Below are 24,986 nucleotides of genomic sequence, written 5' to 3' on the forward strand. Positions count from 1 at the left end.
TTGACGTTATGAGATTATCCAAACATACCTCACAGATATGCCTGAACATACACTCCACATAAAGAACATGGTTTGCCGCCGTTGCGTTATGACGGTGGAGGATATATGCCGCGAACTTGGACTGAAGGATGCAAGGGTGGAGTTAGGCAGCATTACCCTGTCCGACTCTCCGGATCAGTCTACATTGGATAATCTTTACGGCAGATTGAGGGACGTTGGGTTTGAACCGTTGAAATCTCCGGAACTCACGACGGTCGAGAGGATAAAGAGGGCGATCCGTCATTATGCCCGTCACAATCATGACGACGGGAAGATAAAACTGTCGGCATATCTGGAGGATGCCGTGAAGCTCGACTTCCGTCATCTGAGCCGCCTGTTCTCTTCCATAGAGGGGCGGACCATACAGTCGTATCTTATGTCGCAACGTATGGAATACGTGAAGGAACTCCTTTTTGACAATGAACTGTCATTGGCGCAGATTGCCGATGTGGCAGGCTTCTCAAGCGTAGCCCATCTTTCAAGGGCTTTCAAGAAATCTCAGGGCATGACTATATCTGAGTTTAAGGATTCAGGTCAACGCACAGGTATCGACGAGGTGTAGTCTATTCTATCGCCCTTCATGATTATCCCTTTGCGAATGGATAATCATGCAACATTATTTGATAATGGTGTAACATCCGTATGCCCGGCAATTTGTAATTTTGCAATCGGAAAAAAGATTGTAAATATGGAATTCATTTACTCATTGATAAACATGCTCGCCGAGATGGCACCCTACCTGCTTCTCGGTTTCTTAGTGGCAGGCGTGCTGTATGCCTTCGTGCCCGGTGAGTTCTACAGGAAACATCTGTCGCGTCCCGGTGCATGGGCAGTGATAAAGGCGGCTCTTATAGGAGTGCCCCTCCCGTTATGCTCATGCGGAGTGCTGCCTACAGCGGTATCCCTCCGCCGCAACGGTGCGTCGCGTGGTGCATCCACATCATTCCTTATCGCCACGCCTCAGACCGGCATTGACTCAATTGCCGCAACCTACTCCCTACTTGGTCCGGCATTCGCAATAATACGTCCGGTGGCGGCTCTCGTGACGGCATTCATTGGCGGTATGCTGGTCAATCGGGAAGATACATCGTGCGATGTCACGGCAGATAAAGAGGTGGATACCATCGACGCTCCAGCCTCCGACAGTTTTATCGGGAAAATACGTGACGCCTTGCGCTACGGATTTGTGGAGATGGTGCAGAATATCGGAAAATGGCTCATAATCGGACTGGTGATTGCCGCCACCATAACAGTGTTTGTTCCGGATGGATTCTTCACGTTCTTTGCCGACTATCCATTGCTGTCGATGATCGCAGTGGTGATAGTGGCAGTACCGATGTACGTCTGCTCCACAGGCTCCATACCTATCGCACTCTCCCTGATGCTGAAAGGACTAAGTCCGGGTGCGGCATTCGTGCTGCTGATGGCGGGTCCTGCCGCCAATTTCGCGTCAATCATAATAGTCAGCAAATCCCTCGGCAAGAAGGCAGCCGCAATGTATCTTGCCACAATCGTAATGGGAGCCATAGCAATCGGCTTATGCATCGACTATCTCATGCCCGCCGACTGGTTTCCGATGCAGATGACAGCAGGAAAGATGAATTGCCACCTTCAGGTAGGATTGTTCCCCGGCATCTGTTCCGTGTTGCTCATAATCCTGCTCATCAACGCAATGATAAGAAAATATATACCAACAAAATCAGATAAAATAGATACAGAAATGAATACAGGAATGAATAATGAAGAGACTGTTATTACAGTGAAAGGGATGACTTGCGGTCATTGCAAGGCTATGGTAGAGAAAAATCTCTCGAAACTCCCCGGCGTGGAGTCTGTAAGCGTGGATCTTGCCACCGGCAAGACAGTGATAAAGGGTGAGGCTGATTCAGCTGCCATACGCGAGGTGATTGACGACCTCGGTTTCACCATCGTCTGAACCCATCCCAGTTATCACTGCCCATAACACCTTATAATATAGAATAAAAAATCAGGTCATTTCTGACCTGATTTTTTTATTTGTTTAGCAAATCTCGGCTTTGTCGCATCCAAATCTCTTCGTAAGAGTTATGGATGCGATTCAGGCTTCAAACATGCTTATCGCTTACCTATAATCAAACAGATATCTTGAAACAAATATATCCACACATAAAATTAATTTATCAATTAACAACAAACATTAACCTATGAAACAGAAACTATTTCTAAGCGCACTTCTCTTGGGAGCGTTGACTCTCAACAGCTGCGTGGACGACACCGAGTCTCCTTCTGTTACTGCTGTACGCCAGGCAAAGGCTGAGCAGATCAAATCTCTGGCTGACCTCAACAAGGCTCAGGCGGAGGCTGCCATAATCACTGCTAATGCAACTGCCGAGGCTCAGAAAGCTCAAGCCGAATTGGCTAAGGCCCAGGCTGAATATGCGAAGGCTCAGGCTGCCTACCAGATGGCTCGGGCTGAGTACCAGAAAGCACAGACAGAAACCGAGAAAGCTCGCGCGCAACAAGCTATGGCGCAAGCTGAAGAGGCTATGGCGCAAGCTCAATATGAGAAGCAACGTTATGCAAACCTCCTTCAGGAACTTGCCGGACAACTTGAGATTAACCTTCTGAGACAGAAGGCTGATATGCTCGCTGCCCAGAAGGCTTATCAGGAAGCTATCCAGAATAATGACGATGCTACAAGGACTCGTCTGAGTGAGCTTTTCCGCGTCTATCGCGAAGCTCAGGAAGCAGTTTTTACGGCAAATAAAACTCTTGCCGGATATGAGATCAACCTTGCAAGACTGAAAGCCGGACTCGACACGTCAGCTGAAGTTTATGCAAACCTTATCCAAAGTGAGAATGACAATATCACCGGATGGCAGGAGGATATCCTCGAAGCACAGACTTACATCGACACTTGGAAGAATTTCTCAGTGGCTGACGCTAAGAAAGACCTCCCCGCTGTATGGCAGGAAGTTCTTACTCTGGATACCAAGCAGAAAGATGCCGCCAAAGTTGTGTTGGATGCCACCAATGCAAATAATGCCGCATGGAAAACTCTGACAGGTTCCGCTTATATGGCTGCTGTCAATGATCTGAAGCCCTATAATGGTAATATTAACTATATCAGTGGGAATATCCAGATTAAATGGGTATCAGAACAGGAAAACGGTGCTCCCAAGGATGCCCGTGGATACTACTGCGCATTCATTCAGGAAATAGAGTATATTTATATCCCTAACGAGTGGGGTTATGGTAATTGGGAGGAGAAAGTCCTCAGCGAAACCTATATACCTCTCTTCACAAATGCTTCTTATACAAATGAAGAACTGACCTACGAACTTGTAGGCACTTCAGACTGGAATAGCGGCATCGTAAGTGAAGGGTCTGAATCCTATTACGAATATTCTTCATACTACGATCTCGTGCCGGGAAGTGTTGAGAAGGTTATTGCTGCGGTAGCCGCAACTCAGAAATCCGACAAGAAATGGCTTGCTGATGCAACCAAGTATCTTGAGGATGCCCAGAAAGCTCAGGAGGACGCTCAGAAGGCTTACGACAATTCTGTGAAACTTGAAAAAGCCGCTCAGGATGCCGACGCTGCTGTTGAGGCTGCTCAGAAGACTAAGGATGCTGCCCAGAAGGTTGTAGACGAGGCTGGAGATAAAGCCACAGAGGCTCAGAAGAAAGCCCTTGCTGATGCCGAGACTGCCCTTAATAAAGCTATCGAAGCACAGACTAAAGCATGGGAGGCATATAATGAGGCCGGCAATGTTTATGATAAAGAAAGAGAACTCAAACTTGCTACTGCCAACACTGTAGAAGCTACCAAGACTAAAAATAATGCTGAATATCAGGTAAGTGAGAATGAGAAATTCATTACCGAACTCAACGCTAAGGCTAAAGACCTCAATGATGGTGCTGCCGGCAATGTTGAAAGCATGAATGCGGTCAATGCCGCTAACCTCGCTCTCGCCGAAGCTAAGAAGGATAATGCCCTCGCCAAGAACGCATACGATCAGAAGTATGCAGAATACAATGCCCTCAACAGTCTTATCGCTACCGATAATGAAGGACAGAATATCGACTCTATGATTTCCGAGAAGGAGACTGATATCAAGGGATTCCAGGATCAGATTGCTGAGGCACAGAAGAAGATTGCCGGCTATGAGAAGGAGCTTGCTTCTGCCGGTGATAAGGATGCCAACGCCATCAAGGCTCTTGAGCAGCAGATAGCTGACCAGAAAGCCCAGATCGAAATCTACCAGAAGGAATACGACAACGCCAAGGCTGCCCTTGACAAGGCTATGGCTGAATAATAATCCCCCGGAAACGGCAAATAATTTAAAAGTCTGAAAAATGAACAAAACGAAACTTTTAATTTCAGCCGTTCTACCCATGCTGTCTCTTACTGTCGCCGCTCAGGACGACAACACCCCCGTAAAAGGTGATTTCACCGTAGCGGCTACAGTAGGATACAACAGTTACACAAACGTCAATGCCCTTCCGGGCAACCTCACAGACTATGAGGCGATAGCTCCTAACAGTCTTTGGAACCAGAAGAAGCTCATGGTGGGCTTCGAGGCTGGATACTTCGTGAGTGACAAGTGGAAACTCAATTTGGGAGGAGGACTGAACTTCAACCACCATCCCGGCTATCCCGACGTGCCCGGCACTATCGACGATATTACCGGCGATGACACTCTCGGCGAGATACCTAACTATCGCGCTGTGGCAAGCCAGTATTCCTGCACATGGAACGCTTACACCGGAGTCGACAGATATTTCTCTATCTCCGGAATCAGCAACCTGATGTGGTATACAGGCGTGAGGGTTGGCATGGCGTATGCTCTGAATGAGCAGAAATATGACGAATGGACCTCTATGGGCAAGTCGGTCGGCGAGACTTGGAGCCTTCGTGGCAGCCTCACCATCGGTTTTGACTACTACGTGCTCCCGGCTATGTTCGTGGGATTCTCTGTTGACCCATTCGCTTACGCCTACAACATGACTACCCACAAACCGCAGGAGGGTTTGAAATCGCTTGAAGCCGACAGCCACGATTATTCAATACTGGCAGCTCCGACTTTGAAGATCGGTTTCAAATTCTGAAACAAGTAATCTTTTTCGGTTTCCCCGATTTTACAGGTTAAAGCATAGTTAAACCCCGAGGGGCTGTACTTCCGTGATGGAGCGCAGCCCCTTTTTTATATCGGAAAGCACCGGAAAGATGCTGCCACAAGAAAAAAATTTACATTTATAACTTTAACAAGTTATTTTTTGAAGATTACTAAATCACTGCTATGTCAAGGAAAGACAGTGAGATGTGGCAATTGTTTTATTGCCAATAATAATAAACTCCCATCATTCTATCCGTATGTCCGATTACCATGACGATGAACATCTTAAACCTCTTATTGGTTATAATGACGCGATAAAGAAAAGATTACCCTCAAAGTTTGGTTATCCCAAATAATATTATTAACTTCGCAAAGCGAAAACATGAAAGATATGGATCCCGTTTTAGCCGCATTGAGACATTATAGAGTTAATACCTCTGAAAAACAGAAGGCAATTGACTTGGAACGACTGGAGAATGAATGCCGCTCATCAGTCGATGCCTATGAATATGTCTATGCGATAACAGTTCAGACTAACAGGCATTCCAACCGCCAAGAATTATTAAACTATAATATAAATCCAGATTACTGTCTGGATTTTTCTTTATATTCTGTATCTTATGGCTACTCCCGCTGCCTTTGCGTTTAAATCATACACATTTACTAATGTGGAAATGAATATGGGACTTTTCTCAGATCAGTCCCCGTTGGATCTATCCTTTTCTCCATCTGGAGTTTTTGACCCCACTACAAGTTCCTATTATCTTAGTTTCGCATTTACAGCCACACAAGGAGAAGAATTGATTGTAAAAATTATTTGTGAGGCTGTTTTTGAGTTTAAAGAACCTCTAAGCATAACTGAAATACCAGATTATTTTTATCCTAATAGCCTTGCAATAGTGTTCCCGTATGTTAGGGCTTTTGTAAGTTCCGTGACTTTACAAGCCAACATAGATGAACCTATCCTTATCCCTACTCTAAATCTTACGGGGCTACAGACTATACTTAAAGAGAACACACAATTACGTTAAATAGTTTTGAGCATTCTTTACCAAACATTAGAAGATTGTGATAACGTTGATTACGTTGAGGCAAACGGACCTTTCCCCGGCAATGTCAGAAACCCTTGGCTTGGGAAAGGCTATTACTATTGGGATACATTTGTAAATTCTGCTCATTTCTGGGGACGAGTATCGTATTTAAATGCAGGGAAAAGATATTTGATAGCCCAATCAGAAGTATCCTTACCATCTGATAAAGTACTGAATCTATTGGAACCTAAAGATTTGACATTATTCTCCGCATGGAGAGATGAGTACGCTCAAACTTTTCCCAATAGCAAAGTAACTATTGAACGAGTATTGACGCATGCGGAAGATATTATGGGGACAAAATTTCCTTATATAGCTATCAGAGCAGAGTTTCGTGAGTGCGTCAATATTCGAGATTTTCAAGATCGCATTTACCCAAATGGGAAAGCATACTTGGACTTAAAACCACCTATTCAGATATGCATAAAGGATAAGAATGTTATCGGAAAAAACAATTTCAAAGTTATATATCCGGAATGCTATATAGACAATTCCCTTATGGCATACAATATTTAGTATTGCGTGGCGTGCGTATGAACATGATAACATTCCAATTGTCCAAATTGATTTCTAATTATCAGCGAATTGTTTGATAGTTTTCTTACCTTCCTTGACGCATTCTTCATGCGCATGAGTCTCTATTCTAAAGTAAGACTCTATCCCCGTGAATCACCCATTATCTTCGATGATATTCAAAATCGAGGAAAGTACTTTTATGGCAATTCACATAATACAAATAGATTATATCCATAAATATAAATATATTTTAAGATTTTTGCTTTATTTCTTGTATATTCATAAACAATTTTCTACTTTTGCAGCGTTATTAAATTGTTTTAATGATTTTACAGGTAATTTTACATTTCAATTTCTATTTTCAATTTCTAAAGGTATGAAGATTTACAGACATGAAGTCAGCTGGGGATGGCTGGCTGTTTTGATTGGAATTATCGTAGTCAGTATCCTCGGACTGCGCACGGAGGTTAAAGACGGTCTATTTGAACTCGGCAGCACTCATATCTGGGCGAACGTGGCGTGGATGATCACCGCCACCATCTTCGTCCTCATGATGACACCAGGATTATCATTCTTCTACGGCGGAATGGTAAGGAAGAAAAACGTGATATCCACAATGCTTCAGAGTTTCATCGTGATGGGATTCGTCAGCGTGCTGTGGGTGGTGTTCGGTTTCGGACTGGCTTTCGGCGACGATATATGCCACGTCATCGGAAACCCCGTGGATTTCTTCATGATGCGCAATGTAGGTGTAGGCAACGTGACTGATCCGGCATCGGAGGCATCGCAGATCGGACTTGTCACCACTACAATCCCCCTCGCCCTGTTCGCCCTCTTCCAGATGAAGTTTGCCATAATCACCCCCTCTCTGATAACGGGAGCTTTCGCCGAACGCGTGCATTTCTCCGGCTACCTCCTCTTCATGATGCTGTGGACTATACTCGTCTACTGTCCCTTGGCTCACTGCACATGGCATCCCGACGGACTCTTCGGCATGCTCCACGTGCATGACTATGCCGGAGGTATCGTGGTTCATGCCGCTTCCGGTATCGCAGCTATGGTAGGCGCGATGTTCTTGGGTAAACGTGAGGACGGTGGTGCCGGCAACAAGCCTGCCAACGTGCCTTTCGTGCTCCTCGGTGCGGCTCTCCTCTGGCTCGGATGGTTCGGGTTCAACGGAGGTTCATCCCTTGCTGCTGACGGAATCGCAATCTCCGCCTTCCTCAATACAAATACTGCCGCTGCAACTGCCATGGTGACATGGATCACACTTGATGCCGTAAGAGGCAGGAAACCCTCTGCCATGGGGGCGGCTATAGGTGCTGTCGTCGGGCTTGTGGCAATCACTCCATGTGCCGGTTGGGTCACGGTTGGACAGAGCATATTCATTGCATTGGTCATCACCGTGTGCTGCAATCTCGCAGTGTCTTGGAAGAGTTATTCAAAAGTGCTTGATGATGCTCTCGACGTTTTTCCCACTCATGGACTCGGCGGTATAATCGGCACGCTTCTCACCGGAATATTCGCATACGACTTCTTCGCCCAGAACGATCCCGACATGATAAGCCGTGGAGAATTTTTCTTCAACCATGTGCTGGTGATGGCAGGTGTATTCGTCTATACATTCGCAATGAGCTGGCTGCTCTATTGGATCACCGACAAGATTGTGCCCATGAGGGTCAGCAAATGGAATGAGCATGTCGGGCTTGACGCATCCCAGCACAATGAGGAATACGAGAATGCCGTATCAATGGAGCTTCCTACCGAAAGCGACTGGATACGCTCAACTGAAGAGAACTGATTCCTGAACCATATCCTTATTCATTGCATCGTTTTGATATTGAATGTCAAAACGATGCAATGAATGTATCAGCCTCGTCACGACTCCGGAATATCCTGACGTCAACACCTTCTCGGCAAGATGCAAGCAACTCATTTATGATCGGCAATTGTGTGTCCGGGAAATCCTGGATCCATTGTTGAAATTCCGGATCCATCTCCGTTTCCATCCAAGGCATATCCTCACGAGGCTTACCGATTCGCTGACGTGCTCCCGACAGACAATCCTCCACCGGCAGGTCAAACATAAATACCGTGTCGCAACGCCCGAGACGCAGCGGAAGAGTGCGCAGATAATTTCCATCAATTATCCACTCCTCTCCATCCATAATCTTATGCAAAGATTGATCAAACTCCTCCCTGCTGACATTAGTCTTATCCGGACGATGCCATATCATATCCAGATAATGAAGCGGCAGATGCAACTTCCCGGCGAGTTTCCTTGCAAAAGAGCTCTTCCCTGCCCCGGGACAACCAATCACTATTACTCTCTTCATATTTCCTACGTATCAGTCTATCAGGTATTCGTCAAAGGCGTAGAGCACTGTCGAGAGGTAGCGTTCGCCAGTGTCGGGGAGAATCACTACGATATTCTTACCCTTGTTCTCCTCTCTCTTGGCTACCGACAGGGCTGCCGATAAGGCTGCTCCCGATGATATCCCTGCCAATACTCCCTCCTTGCGTGCCAATGAGCGCGAGGCTGCGATTGCATCATTGTCGGCTACCGGGATAATCTCATCCACTACTCCGGCATCAAAATTGCGGGGCACGAATCCGGCTCCGATTCCCTGTATCTTATGAGGTCCGGGCTTACCGCCACTGAGCACCGGTGAGGATGCCGGCTCCACTGCCACTACCTTGATGGCAGGATTTAGCTCCTTCAATCGGGCGGCGGTGCCACTGAGAGTGCCGCCTGTGCCTACGGCAGAAACGAATATGTCGACTTTGCCATCGGTGTCGCGCCATATCTCCTCCGCCGTGGTCTCACGATGTATCTTGGGATTAGCAGGATTATCAAACTGACGGAGTATCACGCTATCCGGAATCTCACGGCTGAGTTCGTCCGCCCTCCTTATGGCTCCCCCCATCCCTTCCGCACCCGGGGTGAGGACGATGGTGGCGCCGAGTGCCTTCAGAAGATTCTGTCTCTCCACACTCATAGTCTCCGGCATTGTCAATATCACCTTATAACCCTTCACGGTTGCCACCCACGCCAACCCGATACCGGTGTTGCCGCTTGTCGGCTCGATGATGGTTAGTCCCGGTCTCAACACTCCCGATCTCTCTGCCTCCTCTATCATAGACAAAGCAACACGGTCTTTTACACTTCCTCCGGGATTGAAGCTTTCAAGTTTCGCAATGACATGTGCATCTACCCCAAAATCAGACATGATGTGATTCAGTTCAAGCAAAGGGGTATCACCGATTAGTTCTGTTAACGATTTTGCTATTCTTTCCATAATTTGACGGTTTTAATGGATTGTCATATCTATTTCTCAAACTTTCTGCAAAGTTACACCAAATATTTGTAATAATAAATCGTAAATATTTAGTATTTTTCCATAATATATGCTTTCATATTGAAATTTTGCTCAATAATCACCTCATTGTGCATAATTCATATAAAATCATACACAAATTATGCAAGACACCGGTATCGTCGCCGGAGGTATCTTTGCCGAAAGATCCGGCTCTTACAGCACAGCCTTCTCTCGGAATCGGAGCTGTCATAATATCTCTGGTAATCTTTTTCTCATAGATCAAAAGCACCAATCCAAAATAAGGTGCCACATCTTTCCGTGTAGTCGCCAATGGAGTCGCTACATCTCTTGAACTATTCCACAAGCCCAAGAGACGTTATTAAGTGGCACCGCAACAGCAATTGAGCAGAACTCAGTATTGTTGATGTCATCTATTCTTGATATTGTCTGAAATGGTGTATAGTTTGTCCAATTTATTGCATCTTATTATATTGGTTGTTAGAAAGTAGCTCATTGAATTTTCGTAACTTTGCAAATAATACTCAAATTCTATGGCTACGAGCATCAAATCTACCATCTTTCTCCGACTGATAATATTATTAGAAATTATATACTTTCCTCTCTTATCTTTCCCGGCTCCTCAATTACCGGAATCTGATTTATCATGGAAAAATGTGGTTGTCGATGGCAAGAAAACTGCGGTATTCTGTCTGTATAAAGACAGTCATGGCATTATGTGGCTTGGCACAAATAGCGGACTCTTCTTCTTTGACGGGGTCTCCACTCATCCCGTTGGAGAGACAGAATTGTTCGGACTTCAGATATATTCTGTTCTTGAAGATGACAACAAACTATATCTCGGCAGCAACAATGGTTTGCTGATTTACGATTATACGGTAGGGAAAGTCGAATTCTGCAATGTCCCTACACAAAAAGAGATAAGGACGCTACTTCTCTTTGATTCTCACCTTTGGATTGGCGGATTAAATGGTCTCGGTAGATTGGACATTAAAAATAATCGCTACACCGATTGCTCGAAAGGTCTACCCCATAAGTCGGTGTATTCATTACTTCGCGACAGCAGAGGAATCATTTACGCCGGCACATTCAACGGGCTTGCTCGCTGGGAGACACAGACTGAATCTTTCAGTCAGATAACAGTGCGTATTCCCAAACTGCCACATGTGACCTCTTTATTTGCAAATTGCCTATTGGAATCGCACGATAAAGAAAGCATTCTCATCGGCGGTGAAGGCTCTCTTTACAAATACACTCCTGCCAATGAACATTGGGAAAAGGTGATGCCTGTAGAAAATAAGAATATCAAATGTCTCGCAAAAGATGACACCGGGCATATCCTTATAGGTACAGATGACGGGGTGTTTGATCTGACTAATGACAGTGTCAGGCATTACAGGCATGATTCCCGTTATGACCCAAGTCTCGGGGATAATGAAATATGGTGCATGTATGTCGATGGCCAGCATAACGTATGGGCAGGTCATGAACGGGGATTATCTATTGCCTCTAACTCATCGTCCATACGGAATATAAAACTCAGTTCTCTGACCAATTCGGGAGAGGGGAATGAAATCCATTCTATATATCGTGATTCAAATGAAAATCTATGGTTAGGAGGTAATAACGGGATTATCCGTATCGCTGATGACTCCACTCCCAAAATCTACCGACATTCGGCTCTATCAAACACTATTTCCCATAACAAAATCCGTGCAATACGAGAGGACTCCAATCATGAGATATGGTTCGCAACCGATGCCGGCATCAACCGTTACAACTCCGGGAAAGATAATTTTGACGTCTTTTATATCACGGATAATAATGGCAGACATATATCCAACTGGGTATATGCTTTGACAGAGGATGAGGGATATTTCTGGGTCGGATGTTTCCTTAACGGCATACACTGCGTTAATAAAAGCAAACTTAATGGCGACGGCAAGACTGTAATGGCAGATTTGTCAATAAACTCGAATACAAAAATTGCCGGAGAACTGGGATTATCAAATGACTTAATTAACGAGATACTCCGCGACAGAGAGGGAAATATCTGGATCCTACTGTTCAGAGATAACGTGATTACAAAGTATAATCCCTCAACAAAAAGAATAAAGAGATATGACATTTATAGTTTGACGGGAGGCTATCCTACGAATATATGTCTTGACAACGGTGCCCGTCTATGGTGTGCGTTCAAAGGAGGGGCCATTGTGTTTGATAAGGAGGAGAATTATAAGATTGTCAGGTTCTCAAATACTAATAGTGATGAGACAATCCTCGCCATAGGCAAAGTTGGGTCCGACATGTGGATCTCCACTCAAAGCAACGTCTGGAAAATTGACGGAGAGACCTTGCGTCCCACCTTGTTGCCCATTCCTCAAAAATCATACACGGCTGTATATGAGGACACAATCAGCAATAAGGTATATCTTGGAGCAACAGATGAGCTTGTTGTGGTTAATAATGATATTTCCGGAAAGACCGGTGACTATAAGACTATAAAAATGATATTAAGCGACCATGGCGAGGGTGGATTGCATCTGGCAGATATAAATGAATCCACAAAGGAGATTTCAATCCCATACGGTGGAAATGTAAGGTTGGTTGTAAGTTCTCTCGAATATTCGCCTGAGACGGTGCAACGCTACATGTATAAATTGGCTGAATCGCCGACTGACACTATTGACCATTGGATTATCATGCCGGAAGGGGTAAACTCAATCACACTCTCAGAGCTGAAAATGGGGAATTACTACGTGCTTATAAAACCTATTGATTCTCCTACATCTCCTGTAGCCATTCCTCTTATCGTGCGCCCCCCATTGGCGTTATCCTGGTGGGCTATATTACTATATATCATGATTGCTATCGCAATTATTTATTGGTTTATATGGTACACGAAAGAGAAAAACGCACGCGCTTTTCACGAACAGGAACAACAAGCCGCATTAGAAAACGTGGAGAGAAAACTATCATTTCTATCAACGATATCCCATGATCTAAAGACCCCCCTATCCATGATTCTTGGTCCGGTGAGCCTAATGAAAGAACGAGCCAGTGATCCAGAAAGTAAGAAAAATCTGGAAACAATATATGAGAATGCCGTAAGACTTAACAATATGATTCACCGCACATTGGAATTGCAGCATATCGAAGACTCAGATGAAAATCTGTTGATTCTATCTATCTTTGACGTAGTCGATTTCTGCAAGAATGTATTTGAGGTGTTCAAAGAGAATCATCAGCAAAAGAAATTCGTGTTCCATACATCATGCCCACAAATTTTCATAGAAGCGGATACCGTGAAATTTGAGTCGGTAATCACCAACCTTCTCTCCAACGCATGCAAGTATTCTGACAAAGACGCAACTATATCGTGTGGGATAATCAAACAAGACAGCGAAGTGGAGATTGTAGTGTCAGACGATGGTGTAGGGATATCCGATATTGATCAGTCGCTTGTATTCCAAAGGATGTTCCGGGCTCCCACCACAGCAAAGCTGAAAGAGGGCACCGGATTAGGATTATACCTTATCAAGAAATATCTTGAAGTGATGAAAGGCAATATCACCCTATACAGTAAGGAAGGGCAAGGTACCTCATTTGTAGTGACGTTGCCCATATCCGATAAGGCGATACAGTCCCATAAGGAGATACCAACTCCAGATTCAGGTAAGCCAAAGGTGTTGATTGTGGAAGACAACCTGCAAATATCAAATTTCCTGATAGACGTGATAAAAAATGATTACACGTATCTCACTGCAGAGAATGGTCGCTCCGGACTTGCTATCGCAGCTTCATTCACGCCCGACCTTATTATTGTGGATGAGATGATGCCCATAATGACAGGACTTGAAATGATGAGACACGTAAAGCAGCATCCTCGCTTATCCGCCATCCCGATTATCATGCTCACAGCAAAGTCTGACAATAAGACGGAGAATGAAAGCATAAAGGTAGGGATAGACGTATTCATGACAAAACCTTTCGAACCATCGGCTTTACTCGGACGTATACACCAATTGCTGAAGGCAAGAAAGGAGATCAAGGAGAAAGTTAGGATTCAGGCCATTACAGAGGCTGAGGCAAAACCGATTGAGGCGGAATCAATTAATGAAAAGGCTCTTGCTAAAATTGCCAGGATTATTGAAGACAACGTGTCGGATCCGGATCTAAACGTCAATCTTCTATGCGAGAAGGCAGAAATAAACTCAAAGCAATTATATCGGTTGATAAAGAAATATATTGGTCTGACCCCTCTTGATTATATAAGACAAGTTAGATTACAGAAAGCAGCAATGCTTATAAGTCAGCATCGGTTTACCATTGCAGAGATAAGCTATATGGTAGGATTCAAGACACCTTCATATTTTGCAAAATGTTTCCAAAATCAGTTTGGCGTAAAACCAAGCATGTATCACTCGGACGATGAATCCGTAGATAAGAATTAAGACAAAACTGCGGTATATATCTACTTTTCTTGAGCGATTGTCCGGAGTGTTACATCAATTGTCCGATTTTCACTGATGCATGTCATGATTTAGTCCTAACTTTGCGATTACAAAAGAGGAATCGTAAGATTGTTTGATTTGGTATAGATGATAAATACCATGATGAAGTTGCCTCAACCTCATATCCTTAAAATTGAAATATACAACAAACAACTATAACAATTCTATGTACAAAGCAATTCGTGCCACCGAAATAAGAAGATGGTGGGTGGGGCTATTTCTCACTCTACTTCTTATTCCCGTTTCGGCTTTCGCACAAACCCAACGGACAGTTACGGGTACTGTCATTGATGAGAATGGCGAACCATTGATTGGAGCTACAGTCAAGGTGGTAGGAGAATCAATCGGAGCAGCCACTGACATTGAGGGTAATTTCTCTGTCAATGTTCCCAAAAGCGCAAAACAGTTGGTTATCTCCTATGTCGGATATGACAACTTGACCGTAGACATCACTTCCGACAACATGACCATCACCATGAAACCCAATTCCGAATTATTGGATGAAGTCGTGGTTATAGGCTACGGTGTCAGGAAAAAGGATGATCTTACAGGCTCTGTATCCACGGTCAGTGAAAAGGATTTCAACAAAGGTATGATCTCCTCTCCCGAAGAACTGGTGAATGGCAAGATTGCAGGTGTGCAGATTGTCAACGGCGGCGGCTCGCCGACAGCCGGATCCACAATCCGTGTGCGTGGCGGTGCTTCTCTAAATGCATCCAACGATCCCCTTATCGTACTTGATGGTGTACCTATGGAGGTCGGTGGTTCGGTTAGCGGTGCAGGTAATTTCCTTAGCCTCATAAATCCGAACGACATCGAGAGTATGACCATCCTTAAGGATGCATCATCGACAGCCATATATGGTTCGCGTGCATCAAACGGCGTGATTATAATAACCACTAAGAAAGGTAAGGGTGACGGCATAAAGGTTTCATTCCAGACAACAAACTCAGTATCAACAAAGACAAAGACCTCCGACATGCTCTCTACCGATGAATTTATCGGGATTGTAGACAAACTTGGTACACAGCGCCAGAAATCATTGTTGGGCAACAGCCGTACTAATTGGAACGACCAGATTTATCATACAGCATTCGGCTCCGACAATAATCTGAGCGTGTCAGGACGTGCCGCATCCTGGCTACCTTTCCGTGTGTCTGCCGGTGCTTACTATCAAGAGGGTATACTGAAAACCGACAATACCAAACGTTTTACGGGAAACCTGAATCTTACTCCGTCTTTCTTTAGGGATGAACTCCGCTTCCAATTTAGTCTTAAAGGGACTTATTCCAAAAACAGATTCGCCGACACAGATGCCATTTGGGGTGGTGCAACCCTTAACCCAACCATACCTGTATATTCCGGCAACGACTCCTTCGGAGGATATAATGAGGCTGTTGATGCCAATGGTATTCCCGTCACAGGTGCTTTGGCTAATGCTGTTGGAAGACTTAACCAGTATAAATCCACATCCGACGTCTATCGTATCATAGGGAATATAGATGTCGACTGGAATATCCGTTGGGTGAAAGGACTCAGACTTCATGCCACCGGAGGCTACGACTGGTCAAAGGGGGAAGGTAATATCTATGTACCTAAAGAGGCGATAGCCTACTATACCACAGGAGGACGCGATTATAAGTACGGTCCTCAGAAGAACTATAACCGACTGCTCACTCTATATGCAAACTATAATCGTGACTTTGAAGTGATAAGGTCAAACGTAGATGCTACATTCGGCTACGACTATCAATATTGGAAATATACTACGCCTTTCTATGCAGTGTTGAATGCCGAAGGTATCCAACAGTCAACATCTGCCGCTACCGACCAACGTCATTCTTTAATATCTTATTATGGCAGATTAAACTACACCTTTATGGACCGTTACCTACTGACAGCAACCGTGCGTCGGGATGGTTCCTCACGTTTCTCAAAGAATAACCGTTGGGGCACATTCCCTTCAGTGGCTTTGGCATGGAGAGTCTCACAGGAAGGATTCTTCGAGCATGCACGTGAGTGGATTAATGATCTTAAGTTGCGCGCATCTTATGGCGTCACCGGTCAGCAAGACGGCATCACCAACTATGGCTACATCCCTGTGTATACTCCCGGTCTTGATGGTGCACAGTATCTATTCGGAGGTAATCCGGTCTATACATATCGTCCGGAGGCCTATAACCCCGACCTGAAATGGGAAACGACAAAGTCGTGGAACTACGGTATTGATATAGCCTTGCTGAACAATCGTTTCACGTTCTCAGCAGATTTCTATACCCGCAAGACGGAGAATCTCCTTGCAACTGTCCCCGTACCTGCAGGCACAAATTTCGACAAGCTGATGCTTGAGAATGTCGGTAATGTAGATTCCAAGGGTATCGAGCTTGCCCTGACAGCACATCTGATAAGCAACAAAGACTGGTCATGGTCAATCACTGCCAATGCTGCCTGGCAACGCGTCAGAATCAAGAATCTAACCCTGACTCCCGGTGCTCCGAGCCCGGACACCGAGGTGGGTCCATGGATTGATGCCTATCAGATGCAGGTATTCTCAACAGATTATGCTCCTTATTCATTCTATCTGTTCAAGCAGTTGTATGACCAAGAGACCGGACGCCCGATCGAGGGACTCTATGCCGACCTGGATGGCGATGGACAAATCACGAATAATGACCGCTACCATTGCCACTCCCCTGCCCCGGATTGGATTCTCGGACTTTCCACAAACCTACGCTACAAGAAATGGTCATTGTCTACTTCCCTAAGGGCTAATCTTGGTGGATATATATTCAACGGAATGGCAATGAACACTGGCGCATGGGAAACTATGAGCTACAATGACTATCAGCTCAACAACCTCAACCGCAGCTTCCTTACCACCGGGTTCCAACGACGTCAATTCCTGAGCGATTATTATCTTGAGAATGCCTCATTCCTCAAGATGGATAATCTTCAGCTTGCCTATGATTTCGGTCAAGTTTACAAAGGGCTGAATCTTCACGTAGCGGCAATGATTCAGAACGTGTTTACAATCACAAAATATAAAGGAGTGGATCCGGAAAGTTCTAATGGCGTTGATACGGCAGTCTATCCTCGTCCTCGGACATATTCCGTCACTCTCGGACTTAACTTCTAAAAATCAGAATAATGAGAAAATTAAATATAATTTCAGGGATAATCTTAGGATTCGGGATGATGCTCGGAAGCTGCACTGACGACCTCAACCAGATGCCCGTCACCGAGACTACCTCAAACGATGTCTATACTGACGCTGCCAATTATAGGAGCGTTCTCGCAAAGATATATGCATCCTATGTGCTTGCCGGACAAGGACAAGGAGGGGATAACGGCGATTTGACCACAATCAACGGACAGGACTTCTCGCGTGGTTATTTCAATCTTCAGGAAGCTGCCACAGATGAGGTAGCAAACACGTGGCTCTCTGGCAACAATCTCGTAGACCTGACATATATCAATTGGAGTTCCAAAGATTCCTGGGTGTCAGATTCTTATTATTGGCTTTTCTTCAATATCTCTCTCTGTAATGAATTCCTACGCCATTGCCCTGACGAAGAGATTGCCAAATTTTCAAGCATCGAACAGGATGAAATCAGGGCTTATCGTTCCGAAGCTCGCTTTATGAGAGCTTTCAGCTATTGGATGGTGTTGGATTTATACCGTCAGGGACCGAAAGTGGATGAGACAACCCCCGTGACTGGATTTGTACCCGAAGCATACGACGGACCGGCATTATTTGATTTTATTGAAAGTGAATTGAAAGCGCTCGTAGCTGAGGGAACAACGACAGCACTTCCCGAATCAAATGAATATGGACGTGCAAGCAAACCTACTGCTTGGGCTCTTCTCGCACGTCTCTATCTCAACAGTGCGGTCTATCGTGGCAATACCGACGTGAGGTATTACACAGAATGCATAACGGCATGCCATAAGGTGATATCCAATCCGGCATTTTATCTTGAACCGGATTATGCAAAACTCTTCAATGCCGATAATCATAAGCGTTCGCATGAAATACTATTTGCAATGGTGTGTGATGCAACCACATCGGTCACTTGGGGTGGAGGTACCTACCTTGTATGTGGATCATGCGGAAACTCCAGTACTCAGGATCCTGCCAAATATGGACTGACCAACGGCTGGGGAATGTTCCGGGCACGTGGCGAGATAGTGGAAAAGTTTGGCGATGTGTCTGCCACGTCAGACTCTCGTGCGATGTTCTATACCGATGGGCAGACCCAATATTTTACCGGAGCAATTGATAATCAGTCCGAAGGATATTTCTTCGAGAAATTCTCTAATCTGACAGACGATGGTGTTGCAGCCTCTAATTCTACGGCAACCGGTTGCTCTACAGATTATCCCATGCTACGCCTTGCCGATGTATATCTTATGGCTGCCGAAGCCTTCTTACGTGGTGGTGCAGGCATCTCAAGAACTGAAGCCCTTGAACTTGTAAACAAAGTACGCATGCGTGCATACCATAATGATGAAAGCGGAAAAATCTCTGACTCTGATTTCTCTCTTGATTTCATTCTTGACGAGAGGGGACGTGAACTTTATCTTGAATCCATCAGAAGAACTGACCTCGTGCGTTTTGACAAGTTTACTACAGATTCTTACATCTGGCAATGGAAAGGTGGTGTCTTAGACGGTCGCGCCGTAAATGCCAGATATGACATCTACCCGATTCCTGATACTGACCTGACAGCGAATCCTAATCTTAAAAACCCGTTATACTGATATTTGAATAATGAAACTTAATAACATATTTTTAACATCTTTACTCCCGGCAATCGCTGCTCTTGGCTTTTCCGCCTGCGAAAGCGACATTGATCCGGTCTACGTGCTTCCAGCCGACGACGTGACTCTAAGCGGGGCAACAGGCGACGTGATTCTATCCCCCGGGAATCCACTCGCACTTGCCATGACAATATATTGGAATGGCAACGGACAATTGGCACTAAGCGACTCTCTTATCCAAGCTCCTGTCAACGCCGCCGAAGAGACTATCCAGCTTTCAAAAGATGAGAACTTCTCTTCCACCATCGACCTTAGCGTGGAGAAAGGGATGCGCTCACGTCAGTTCTTATGCGATGAACTGAATTCCCTCCTTGGTCGTCTGGGATATACTGCCGATGAGATGGCTCCTCTTTATATACGTATCCGTTCTGTCATAGCGGCAAATATGGAGCCGTCATATTCTTCCGTGATAAAGGTGATGGTGCAGTCGTATAGGATTCACCTCATCCTTGCCACCGTGCTGGACAAGGAGCGCAACGAAACGTCCATGCAGCTTGCATCCCCTGAGGAGAACGGCATATACCAAGGATTCATGGGAGTAAACGGGTGGACCAACTGGTGGTTGCGCGAGGCTAACAACATAGTATGGGGCAATTTAGGGGAGACAGGGAAAACATTCTATGCCTCATCGGCAGATGACCATTGGAATTTCTGGTTCCCCGATCCTGCCGGATGCTATTTCACTACCCTTAACACCACAGAAGGTTGGTGGAGCGCACTGCATATCGACAATCTCTCAGTCAGCGGTGATCTCAGTGGCAAAATGGATTATAACATGAAAGCCAACCAATGGACTCTCCCCGTCAATCTGTCAGAGCCCACCACCGTTAACATTACAGTTAGTGGTCAAGGCAGGTTGTTTAACCGCGATACCACCGATATGGGACCTGCCATATCAAAGGCAGTCGGATTTGGAGGTGACAGCCAAAATCTATCTTTCAGTGAAACGGCAACCTCAATTTCTGTAAGTTTACCTGCCGGTGAGACTATGCTTGTCCTGGATCTGTCAAATCCGTTAGGATTGACTATCGCTGCAGGTGAGGCTGCACCGGAACCCGCTCCCGAAACATATCTCTATTTTTCCGGAGTGGTGAATTGGGATGGTTTTGACGACTATATATCTTTATATGATGAGTCATCGTTGTGTTATGGCGGTGCTCATTGGGTTGATTCAGAATGGGGTTATCGTGCATATACACAGGCTGACTGGGCTTCTGCTTATAAAGCTACTGAGGGGGCATCCCCTCTTAGTGGGAATCTGGTTTTCGCTGAATCTGACGGAAATATACCTGCTCCGGAAAAGGGTCTGTATGTAATGGACTTCAACATGAAGGAACTTACTTATATGCTGACAAAGATTGAATCTGTCACATTCACCGGACTAAACGATGATTGGTCAGAGCATCCAATGATTCAGTCTACAGAAAATCCAGAAGTATTCACTGCTGAATTTGTCAAGGAAAAAGAGACTCCTTGGGGTGTCAAAGTTCTCATCAATAATGATTGGGGGCTATTCTTCGGCGGAGGAAACGGAAACCTGCGCCTCGGACATTCAGATGCCACTACCGGTTTTGATGGAGATAATGCCCTTACAATTGGAGAAACATATATCCTCACAATAGACTTGGGACATCAAACCTATTCATATTCTCTAAAATAATAAACAAGTGTCTCAAACGTTAATAAATTACTGAATTCAATGAAAATGACAACAATCATAGCATCGTTTGCATTAGCCTCATCTCTCTTCTGCGGCTCATGCTCTGAAGAAAGCCCTGTCACTAATCCACGACAAGATGAGACAGCAATAGAGAAACAATACGGCTTTGCAAAAGGTGCCGACGTCAGTTGGCTTACCCAAATGGAGGCAGAGGGGCGTAAATTCTACACCCCCGGAGAAGATCGGAAAGAGATGGAGTGTATGTCGCTCTTGCGAGATTACTGTGGTGTAAACTCAATACGCCTACGCGTATGGGTTAACCCTAAAGATGGTTGGAACAATGCCGATGATGTTGTCTTGAAAGCACGCAGGGCTGAGAATCTTGGACTTAGGACAATGATAGATTTCCACTTCTCCGACACATGGGCTGATCCAGGGCATCAGAAGATGCCAGATGCATGGGAAGATCTATCTTTTAATGATCTGAAAGGAGCACTTGCCTCCCATGTGGCATCAACACTGACCTCAATAAAGAATGCCGGCGTAACTCCGGAGTGGGTACAGATTGGAAATGAGACCACACCCGGCATGATGCTTCCGATCGGATCAATCGAGGAGAATCCGACTCAATATGCAGAGTTGAATAATGCCGGCTACGATGCCGCAAAATCTGTTTTCCCGGAAGTGAAATGTATCGTGCATCTTGATGGAGGCAACAATCAATGGGCCTACGACAGAATGTTTGATGCACTTGAACGCAATGGAGGGAAATATGATATGATAGGGATGTCGGTATATCCTTATTGGGCAGAACAGAACGGGGAAACCGGTGGCTGGCAGAAGGTGGCAGACGATTGTATCGCCAACATTTCTCATCTCAAACAAAAATTTAACCGACCAATCATGATTTGCGAGATTGGCATGCCATACGACCAAGCGGAAGCATGCCGGCAATTGATTGCAAAAATGATGAATACAGAGATTGAGGGCATTTTCTATTGGGAACCGCAAGCCCCTGCCGGGTACAACGACGGCTATACCCTCGGATGTTTCGATAACGATGCACCAACATCCGCATTGGATCCTTTCAAAACTAAGTAATGCTTATGAAGAAGTATTTTATATTTATGGTAATGGCTCTTTCGGGAGCCATTACTTTCCCTTTAAATGCCCAGCGGATATCATCGCGTCTAACTGATGGATGGGAATTTAAGCAAGGGGGGGTGGAATCACAAGCTGCCTGGCAGAATGTGAAAATTCCACACGATTGGGCTATTACAGGTCCATTTGATCGTGACAACGACCTACAGTGCGTAATTATTGAACAAAACAACGAAAAGGAAGCCACATGGAAGACCGGTCGTACCGGTGGGTTACCTTTTATCGGCAAAGGTGCATACAAACGCAAAATCTATATCCCGGAACAGGAAGGCAGACATTATACCATTGTCTTTGATGGAGCTATGAGCAACGCGCAGGTAAGCATCAATGGTCATCATGCCATAACTTGGCCATACGGTTATAACTCGTTCTATGTCAATATTGACTCACTCGTACACCAAGGAGAAAATGAGTTACTCGTACAACTTGAAAATTTTGACAAGCAATCGCGCTGGTATCCCGGGGCAGGTCTTTACCGCAATGTTCATCTTGTAGAAACTGACCGAGTGCATGTGCCTGTGTGGGGTACCTATATAACCACGCCTATAGTCAAAGATGATTATGCAGTAGTCAATATGTGTATCGAAATTGAAGGCGCAAAGCAATCCGACGAATGGCCTTACGGTGAAACCATCAATATCATGACTGCTATATATTCACCTGACGGGAAGGAGGTTTCGAAAGATTCAACAAAATATATTGCAAGGGGTCAAGGACTGACACAGAAATTTATAATCAATAATCCGGAGCTTTGGTCAACCGATTCTCCCAATCTATATACTGCCAAGACTCTGTTGTTGCGTAATGACAAAGTTGTTGACACATACGAAACCAAATTCGGCATACGCACTCTTGAATATATTCCCGAAAAGGGATTCTTTCTAAACGGTATTCCGACAAAATTCAGAGGCGTATGCAATCATCATGATCTCGGTCCGCTCGGTGCCGCAATAAATGAGGCTGCACTGCGTCATCAGGTGGCTCTTCTCAAGGAGATGGGCGCGAATGCCATCCGCACCTCCCACAACATGCCGGCTCCCGAACTCGTCAGAATATGTGATGAGATGGGCATGATGCTTATGATCGAGCCATTTGACGACTGGGGATTCCGTCCGAAGTCGGAGAATGGCTACGGTAAGGTATTCAACGAATGGGCACAGCGCGATGTCACAAACATGGTGAGGCAATTCCGCAACAGTCCCTCCGTGGTGATGTGGTCAATAGGGAATGAGGTGCCCTCTCAATGGGGACAGCCAGGCATGGATGAGCTGCTGATGCTGCGTAATCTTGTAAACTCCCTCGACCCGACACGCCCCGTCACCTGCGGCATGGATCAGATCGGTTCGGTTATAAGCAACGGTTTCGCCGCAGCTCTCGACATTCCTGCTTTCAACTACAAGCCTCAATACTATGAGATGATCTACAATCGTCTGCCCAACCGACTTGTGCTCGGTTCGGAGACTGCCTCCACTGTATCATCAAGAGGTAAATACATGTTTCCAGTCAAACCAAAATCGGATGCTCTGTATGACAATCACCAGTCATCGGGCTATGGGACAGAATATTGTAGCTGGAGCAACATACCTGACCTTGACTTCGCTGCCGATGATGACTATCCTTGGATGATCGGTCAATTTGTATGGACAGGGTTCGATTATCTCGGCGAACCTTCACCTTACGACACGGATGCCTGGCCAAACCATTCCAGCATGTTCGGCATATTCGACCTTGCAAGTCTACCAAAGGATACCTACTATCTCTACCGTTCCCAATGGCGCAAGGACTCCCCCACTCTCCACATCCTGCCCCATTGGAATTGGGAAGGGCGCGAGGGGGAGGTGACTCCGGTCATGGCTTTCACCTCCTATCCGGAAGCTGAGCTGTTTGTAAACGGTGTGTCGCAGGGACGACGCAAGAAGGATACGTCGGTAGCCGCAAGCAAGATACGCGACGGTTGGAAGGAATATAAGGATTACACTCCCGAACATCGTGCGGAGGATGCCACAAACCTGATGAACCGCTATCGTCTGATATGGGATAACGTGGTGTATCAGCCCGGCGAACTGAAAGTTGTGGCATACGATGCCGATGGCAAACCCGTGGATGAAACTTCTGTGAAGACTGCCGGCAAGCCTCACCACATCGTGCTGACCCCCAACCGTACATCCCTGACCGCTGATGGCGAGGACCTCGCATATATAACCGTGCAGATTGCCGATAAGGATGGCAACATTGTGCCGACCGACTCCCGCAAGGTGGAGTTCAGCGTAAAGGGTGCCGGATCCTTCCGTGCTGCCGCCAATGGCGACCCCACATCTCTCGAACCGTTCCACAAGCCTCAGATGTCGCTATTTAGCGGTGCCGCGACTGCGATTGTACAGACTTCCGATAACGCCGGTGATATTGTGTTTGAAGCCAAGGCTAAAGGTGTGAAACCAGCGAAACTTACAATAACAGCTCTATAGGTTATGCGATAATAAGGTAATACGATTCGCTTTAAGGTTTATATTCCCTGATACTGTGCGGGCTTGGCATGCCCGCACAGTATCATTTATCTCAGAAAGTCTAAACTTCAATAAAAATCATAATATAAAATAGGTGGAAAGTCGGTGTCAACAAAGAGGGGGATGACTTATTTTAGGTACGTGAATATCAAGAATTTTTTATTATCGGCATTAGCCGTAGGGTCAAATACTGAAGTTTCGCAAGCTGCACTTCAGTGGTTTAAAGTTTATAGTTTAAGGTTT

At 45.5% G+C, this 24,986-nt stretch carries 15 protein-coding genes; 13 read left to right on the top strand and 2 right to left on the bottom strand.

The window, feature by feature from the left end:
• The first annotated feature begins 37 nt into the window (after positions 1–37).
• The 7 genes from E5331_RS18440 to E5331_RS18470 all read left to right on the top strand — a co-directional run bounded on the left by E5331_RS18440 (position 38) and on the right by E5331_RS18470 (position 8,546).
• A complete protein-coding gene (locus E5331_RS18440; RefSeq protein WP_123484439.1) occupies positions 38–601 on the top strand; it encodes a helix-turn-helix transcriptional regulator in 564 nt (187 codons plus the stop codon).
• A gap of 126 nt (positions 602–727) precedes the next feature.
• A complete protein-coding gene (locus E5331_RS18445) occupies positions 728–1,975 on the top strand; it encodes a permease (protein WP_123484438.1) in 1,248 nt (415 codons plus the stop codon).
• A gap of 247 nt (positions 1,976–2,222) precedes the next feature.
• The gene (locus E5331_RS18450) at positions 2,223–4,337 is read left to right on the top strand and encodes a hypothetical protein (RefSeq protein ID WP_135985703.1); all 2,115 of its coding nucleotides are present in this window, start codon (positions 2,223–2,225) and stop codon (positions 4,335–4,337) included.
• Between the two features lie 40 nt (positions 4,338–4,377).
• Entirely contained in the window at positions 4,378–5,130 is a 753-nt protein-coding gene (locus E5331_RS18455) for a BT1926 family outer membrane beta-barrel protein (protein ID WP_123484436.1), read from the top strand.
• Between the two features lie 628 nt (positions 5,131–5,758).
• Positions 5,759–6,169: a hypothetical protein gene (locus tag E5331_RS18460; protein WP_123484435.1), complete on the top strand. Its 411-nt coding sequence runs from the start codon at positions 5,759–5,761 to the stop codon at positions 6,167–6,169.
• Positions 6,170–6,175: 6 nt separating this feature from the next.
• On the top strand, positions 6,176–6,745 hold the full coding sequence (locus E5331_RS18465) for a hypothetical protein (RefSeq protein ID WP_135985705.1): 570 nt from the start codon (positions 6,176–6,178) through the stop codon (positions 6,743–6,745).
• A gap of 376 nt (positions 6,746–7,121) precedes the next feature.
• On the top strand, positions 7,122–8,546 hold the full coding sequence (locus tag E5331_RS18470; RefSeq protein ID WP_123484433.1) for an ammonium transporter: 1,425 nt from the start codon (positions 7,122–7,124) through the stop codon (positions 8,544–8,546).
• A 46-nt stretch (positions 8,547–8,592) separates the two neighbouring features.
• Here the strand turns inward: E5331_RS18470 and E5331_RS18475 are convergent, their stop codons facing one another.
• Positions 8,593–9,081 (bottom strand): P-loop NTPase family protein, encoded by a 489-nt coding sequence (locus E5331_RS18475; protein WP_123484432.1) that lies wholly within the window; start codon positions 9,079–9,081, stop codon positions 8,593–8,595.
• A gap of 12 nt (positions 9,082–9,093) precedes the next feature.
• Positions 9,094–10,044, bottom strand: coding sequence for a cysteine synthase A (gene cysK / locus E5331_RS18480; RefSeq protein ID WP_123484431.1), 951 nt, complete (start codon positions 10,042–10,044; stop codon positions 9,094–9,096).
• A 572-nt stretch (positions 10,045–10,616) separates the two neighbouring features.
• On the opposite strand from cysK, the gene E5331_RS18490 reads away from it, so the two are divergent.
• The 6 genes from E5331_RS18490 to E5331_RS18515 all read left to right on the top strand — a co-directional run bounded on the left by E5331_RS18490 (position 10,617) and on the right by E5331_RS18515 (position 24,704).
• Positions 10,617–14,537, top strand: a complete 3,921-nt coding sequence (locus E5331_RS18490) for a two-component regulator propeller domain-containing protein (RefSeq protein WP_136013287.1) — start codon at positions 10,617–10,619, stop codon at positions 14,535–14,537.
• Positions 14,538–14,763: 226 nt separating this feature from the next.
• Complete coding sequence (locus E5331_RS18495; protein ID WP_123484428.1) at positions 14,764–17,733, top strand: SusC/RagA family TonB-linked outer membrane protein; 2,970 nt, start codon at positions 14,764–14,766, stop codon at positions 17,731–17,733.
• Positions 17,734–17,744: 11 nt separating this feature from the next.
• A complete protein-coding gene (locus E5331_RS18500; protein WP_168355301.1) occupies positions 17,745–19,358 on the top strand; it encodes a RagB/SusD family nutrient uptake outer membrane protein in 1,614 nt (537 codons plus the stop codon).
• 10 nt (positions 19,359–19,368) lie between these two features.
• Positions 19,369–21,078 (top strand): DUF5114 domain-containing protein, encoded by a 1,710-nt coding sequence (locus E5331_RS18505; protein ID WP_123484427.1) that lies wholly within the window; start codon positions 19,369–19,371, stop codon positions 21,076–21,078.
• A gap of 39 nt (positions 21,079–21,117) precedes the next feature.
• Complete coding sequence (locus E5331_RS18510) at positions 21,118–22,179, top strand: glycoside hydrolase family 53 protein (protein WP_123484426.1); 1,062 nt, start codon at positions 21,118–21,120, stop codon at positions 22,177–22,179.
• Positions 22,180–22,184: 5 nt separating this feature from the next.
• Positions 22,185–24,704, top strand: a complete 2,520-nt coding sequence (locus E5331_RS18515; RefSeq protein ID WP_420813858.1) for a glycoside hydrolase family 2 TIM barrel-domain containing protein — start codon at positions 22,185–22,187, stop codon at positions 24,702–24,704.
• The last annotated feature ends 282 nt before the right edge of the window (positions 24,705–24,986 follow it).

The sequence above is a fragment of the Lepagella muris genome (genome assembly GCF_004793975.1).
GTDB classification, from domain to species: domain Bacteria; phylum Bacteroidota; class Bacteroidia; order Bacteroidales; family Muribaculaceae; genus Lepagella; species Lepagella muris.